This is a genomic window from Paenibacillus sp. P22 (assembly GCF_000469945.2).
Classification (GTDB): domain Bacteria; phylum Bacillota; class Bacilli; order Paenibacillales; family Paenibacillaceae; genus Paenibacillus_O; species Paenibacillus_O humicus.
This window is the reverse complement of record NZ_CBRA020000152.1, coordinates 1-4,771: the sequence shown is the minus strand read 5'-3', so window position 1 is coordinate 4,771 and position 4,771 is coordinate 1. Positions and strand designations below refer to the sequence as shown.

Genomic DNA, 4,771 nt, shown 5'->3' with positions numbered 1-4,771 from the left:
AAGAGATTGAAACGATTGCCGGATGACGTCGCCGCGGCTGATGATGCCCGCAAGGACGCCGCCCCGGTGGACCGGCAGCTTTTTGATCTGCTTCTTGCCAAGGATGGCGGCGATCTGCTCGATGTCGTCCTCCACGGAAGCGGTAACCACTTTTTTCTTGGCGATCGCCATGACGTTCAAAGGAAGGAGCCGCTTCAGCCTCTCCTCATATTCATCGTTGTCGCCATTCACGACGGCCGTGAAATAAAAGGCATCGACAATGATGTCTTCATGCTTGCCGATATATCGCATGATGTCGCCGTCGCTGACATATCCGACGATCTCGTTGCGCTCGTTGACGACAGGCAGGCCGCTGATGCGGTATGCAAGAAATCTCTCGATGACATCCCTCACCGTATCGGTTTCCTTGACTTTATAAACCTTGGAGATCATAAAATCCTTGGCTTTCATCCTCATAACCCCTCGATACCGATTTGCGGATGCCTCAAACAAGTTGTATGATGAAAGTATATACTTGTATTATACAACTACTGGACATCCTGTCAATGGTTATCCCTGCCGCCGACTGCTCATCCAGCTGTTGGATGCGCTGCCCCACCCATGCCGAATGATAATGAGGAATTGCCATGAACGAACTTCCTTTCGAGCATATCGAGCTCGAGCTCTCCATCCTCGCCAGGCTTGTCGCCTCCGCCACGACCTACAAGGAGGAAGGAATGCTGGATCGCTCCGCTTATTTGCTCCTTCAGCAAATTTCATCGAGGAGGTCGGCCGGCGTCAAGGCGCTCGCAGATGATTTTCGTCTGGATATTTCCACCGTAAGCCGCCAATCCGCCGCCCTGGAGCAGAAGGGCTTGGTGTGCCGGATTCCCAATCCCCAGGACGGCCGTTCCTATTCCCTGGAGCTGACGGAGACCGGCGCGCTCGCACTGGAGGCGAACCGGAAGGTAAGAGCCGGTTATATCGCCGAGCTGCTGACGGAATGGTCCGATGAGGAGCGGGAACAATTCGGCGCGCTCCTGGAGAAGTTCAACCGGGCCGTCCTGCACGAGACTCAAGCAGCGAAACGACCTTGATCCTCCACGGGATCAAGGCTGCTTTCATTTCCGGGGGGGTTAATGCCTGCCTGCAGAATAAAAATGGACACATTTCCGGCATGAATATCCTCTTCTTTCCTCTTGCCTTTTGTATCGCTATATTCTAATATTGCGATATTAAGACGGGATGGGAGAATCAGCATGATGGACATGAACACGAACGTAAAAGCCTACGAGCAGGCGGCCGAGCTGCTCAAGGCGCTCGCCCACCCGATCCGCCTCTGCATCGTCAGAGGACTGATCGGCAAGGGCTCCTGCAATGTGTCGTATATGCAGGAATGCCTCGGGCTGCCGCAATCGACCGTTTCCCAGCATCTGCAGAAGCTTCGCGCCGCCGGCATCGTCGTGACGAGCCGCAGCGGCCTCGAGGTCCATTATTCGGTGCCGGATGCCAAAGTCCAGGCGCTTGTCCATATGATTACCGGGGAGGAAGAAGCTTGATGGCTAGAAAAATACTGATTGTCGGCGGAGTCGCAGGAGGCGCTTCGGCAGCCGCGCGGCTGCGCAGGCTCGACGAGGACGCCCACATCGTCATGTTTGAACGGGATGCCTACATTTCATTCGCCAACTGCGGCCTCCCTTATTATATCGGGAATTCCATCAAGGACCGCTCCAAGCTGCTCGTCCAGACGCCGGAAGCGATGACCCGGCGCTTCGGGCTCGATATCCGCACCGAGAGCGAAGTGATCGGCCTCAATGCGGACGCCAAGACCGTCACCGTAAGATCGGCTTCGAACGGGCTCTATGAGGAAAGCTACGACGCTCTGATTCTGTCGCCCGGCGCGAAGCCTCTGAAGCCGGATATTCCCGGCATCGGCAATCCGAAGGTGCACACCCTGCGCAATATTCCCGACATGGACCGCATCAAGGAACAGGTCGGCCGGGACGGCGTACGCGCGGCCCTTGTAGTCGGAGGAGGATACATCGGCGTGGAGATGGCGGAGAATCTGCGCGAGCTCGGCCTCGATGTCACGCTCATCCAGTCGGGAAGCCAGATTCTAGCTCCGTTCGATCCGGAGATGGCTTCCGCACTGGCCAAGGAAATGGAGCAGAGCGGCGTCAAGCTGATCATGAACGATTCGGTTCGAGCTTTTGCGGATGCCGGAGAGCGGATCGAAGCCAGCCTTGCAGGCGGATGGAAGGTTGCCGCCGACATCGTCATTTGGGCCGCGGGCGTCGTTCCCGACACGAATTTCCTGAAGGACAGCGGTCTTGAGCTTGGAGAACGGGGCCATATCCGGGTGAACGAACGCCTCGAAACAAATCTGCAGGATGTGTTCGCGGTTGGAGATGCGGTCGAGGTCGTGGATTACGTCAGCGGACGGTCAGCCGCCATCCCGCTGGCCGGCCCTGCCAACAAGCAGGGAAGGATCGCCGCCGACAATGCCTGCGGACTCCGCAGCTCCTACAAGGGCACGCAAGGCACCTCGATCATCAAAGTGTTCGGCCTGACCGGGGCAGCTACCGGACTGAACGAGAAGATGCTGAAGCGGTTCGGCATTCCCTACCGGGTCACCGTCGTCCATCCGAGCTCCCATGCCGGCTATTATCCGGGCGCCTCGCCCATGACGCTCAAGCTTATCTTCAATGATGAAGGCCGCGTGCTGGGAGCCCAGGCCGTGGGAGCCGACGGCGTCGACAAGCGGATCGACTCCATCGCCGCTGTCATCCGGCTTCGCGGAAGCGTCGCGGATCTGACCGAGCTGGAGCTCGCCTACGCGCCCCCCTTCTCCTCCGCCAAGGATCCCGTCAACATGGCCGGATATACAGCCGAAAACATCCTGACCGGCAAAACGAATGTGTTCACGGCCGATGAGCTCGGTTCCCGCAGCGCCAGCGGAACGATGCTGATCGATGTCCGCACGGTATTGGAGCATGAAAACGGCCATATTCCGGGCTCGCTCCATATCCCTGTGGACGAGCTGCGCGAGCGCCTTGGTGAACTGGACCCGGCAAAGGAAATCTGGGTGTACTGCCAGGTTGGGCTGCGCGGTTATACCGCTTCGCGCATCCTGCTCCAGAAAGGCTTCTCCGTACGCAACCTGACAGGAGGGTATAAAAGCTACCAAATGGCACAATATAAACCGAATCCGCCCCGGCAGCCGCTCGTCATGATCCCGCCTGCCGGAGCCGAATCCGCTGCCGCTGCCGAAGCGGCTGCCGAACAGGCTCCGCTGCCGAAGGAAGTCGTCGCTCAAGTCCACGCCGAGCTCGATGCATGCGGCCTCAGCTGCCCCGGCCCGCTTATCGAGGTCAAGCAGAAGATCGATGCGATGCAGGAAGGACAGGTGCTTCGCGTCACGGCGACCGACCCGGGCTTCTACGAGGATATAAGCGCTTGGGCGACCATGTCCCGCAACGAGCTGCTGCAGCTTGAAAAGAAACCTCGCGGCGTCATCGAGGCCTATGTGCGCAAGCCTGCCGCCGCCGAAGCAGCGGCAGCCTCTCCCCGTTCGGGCGAGGCGCCCGAAGGCAGCTCCCTCATCGTCTTCAGCGGCGATCTGGACAAAGCGATCGCCTCGTTCATCATTGCCAACGGCGCTGCGGCAAGCGGCAAGAAAGTAACGATGTTCTTCACATTCTGGGGACTCAACGTCATCCGCCGTTCCGAGAAGGTGGCGGTCGAGAAGAGCTTCATCGGCAAGATGTTCGGCCTGATGATGCCGCGAGGCAGCCGCAAGCTGGGCATGTCCAGGATGAATATGGGCGGCATGGGCGCCAAGATGATCCGCAGCGTCATGAAGGGCAGCAACATCTCCTCCCTCGAAGAGCTGATCCAGACCGCGATCGGGCAAGGCGTCGAGGTCGTCGCCTGCACGATGTCGATGGACGTCATGGGCATCAAGCGCGAGGAGCTGATCGACGGCGTCAAGCTCGGCGGCGTCGGCTATTACCTCGGCAAGGCCGATCAGTCCGGCATCAACCTGTTCATTTAACTTCATCCCCGTACCGGTTTGGACCGGACGGGGATTTTTTTGTCTATCTAATTAAAAAAAGACATTCCGGACCAGCGGGAGAAGCTCCGCGATTCGAAATGCCTTCATGCAGCCGGTTAGATGATCGATACGCCCGCGCTGGCAAAGCCGGTGACGGCTTGAACGAGGTCAAGTCCGGTGGCGGTGATCGTGTAAGCCAAGAGCAGGCGGGTGCCCGCAGGGACAGGTACCGCCAAACCCGTTGCGGAGCCGGTGCTTACCGAGCCTACAGCGACGATTCCCGTGAGCGCGGGAGCGAGATTGACAGCCGTTCCAGCCAGAGGAGAAAATACCGTGCTGCCTACCGGCGAGCTGTACAGCTGCGCGGTTACCGTGACGGTCGTGCCGACGAGAGTCAAGGCCAAGACGTTGCTGAAGGAGGCATAGATCGCGTTGATCGTACCTGCCCGCGGAACGACGAAGGCTTCGTCGAGCGTCGTTCCGAGAGCTCCGCCCGTCAGATCGATCGTTCCGCCGACAACGGCAACAGACGGAACTCCGGTACCGAATGCGACAAGTCCAGCAGTCCCGACCAGGCCGCCGACAACAGAACTCATGACAATCGGTATTCCCGAAGCGTACGGAATGATCGCTCCGCCGGCAGCCGCGCCCGTTGCGCCGGTTGAGCCCGTTGCTCCCGTTGCGCCCGTTGCTCCCGTTGCTCCAGTCGTTCCGGCTGCTCCTGTCGCTCCGACTGCG

At 59.2% G+C, this 4,771-nt stretch carries 5 protein-coding genes; 3 read left to right on the top strand and 2 right to left on the bottom strand.

Annotated elements, in window-relative coordinates:
- On the bottom strand, nucleotides 1-450 hold a 450-nt coding region (locus BN871_RS19525; protein WP_048748435.1), incomplete at its 3' end, for a CBS domain-containing protein.
- 176 nt (nucleotides 451-626) lie between these two features.
- Here BN871_RS19525 and BN871_RS19520 point away from each other — a divergent pair.
- From BN871_RS19520 to BN871_RS19510, 3 genes are all read left to right on the top strand, one after another.
- The gene (locus tag BN871_RS19520; RefSeq protein ID WP_048748434.1) at nucleotides 627-1,076 is read left to right on the top strand and encodes a MarR family winged helix-turn-helix transcriptional regulator; all 450 of its coding nucleotides are present in this window, start codon (nucleotides 627-629) and stop codon (nucleotides 1,074-1,076) included.
- A gap of 171 nt (nucleotides 1,077-1,247) precedes the next feature.
- On the top strand, nucleotides 1,248-1,538 hold the full coding sequence (locus BN871_RS19515; protein WP_048748436.1) for a helix-turn-helix transcriptional regulator: 291 nt from the start codon (nucleotides 1,248-1,250) through the stop codon (nucleotides 1,536-1,538).
- Entirely contained in the window at nucleotides 1,538-4,033 is a 2,496-nt protein-coding gene (locus tag BN871_RS19510; protein WP_048748433.1) for a DsrE/DsrF/DrsH-like family protein, read from the top strand. The genes BN871_RS19515 and BN871_RS19510 overlap by 1 nt, the downstream gene beginning before the upstream one ends.
- Nucleotides 4,034-4,149: 116 nt before the next feature.
- On the opposite strand, the gene BN871_RS19505 is transcribed toward BN871_RS19510, so the two are convergent.
- A partial coding sequence (locus tag BN871_RS19505) for an exosporium glycoprotein BclB-related protein (protein ID WP_048748432.1) occupies nucleotides 4,150-4,771 on the bottom strand: 622 nt, incomplete at its 5' end.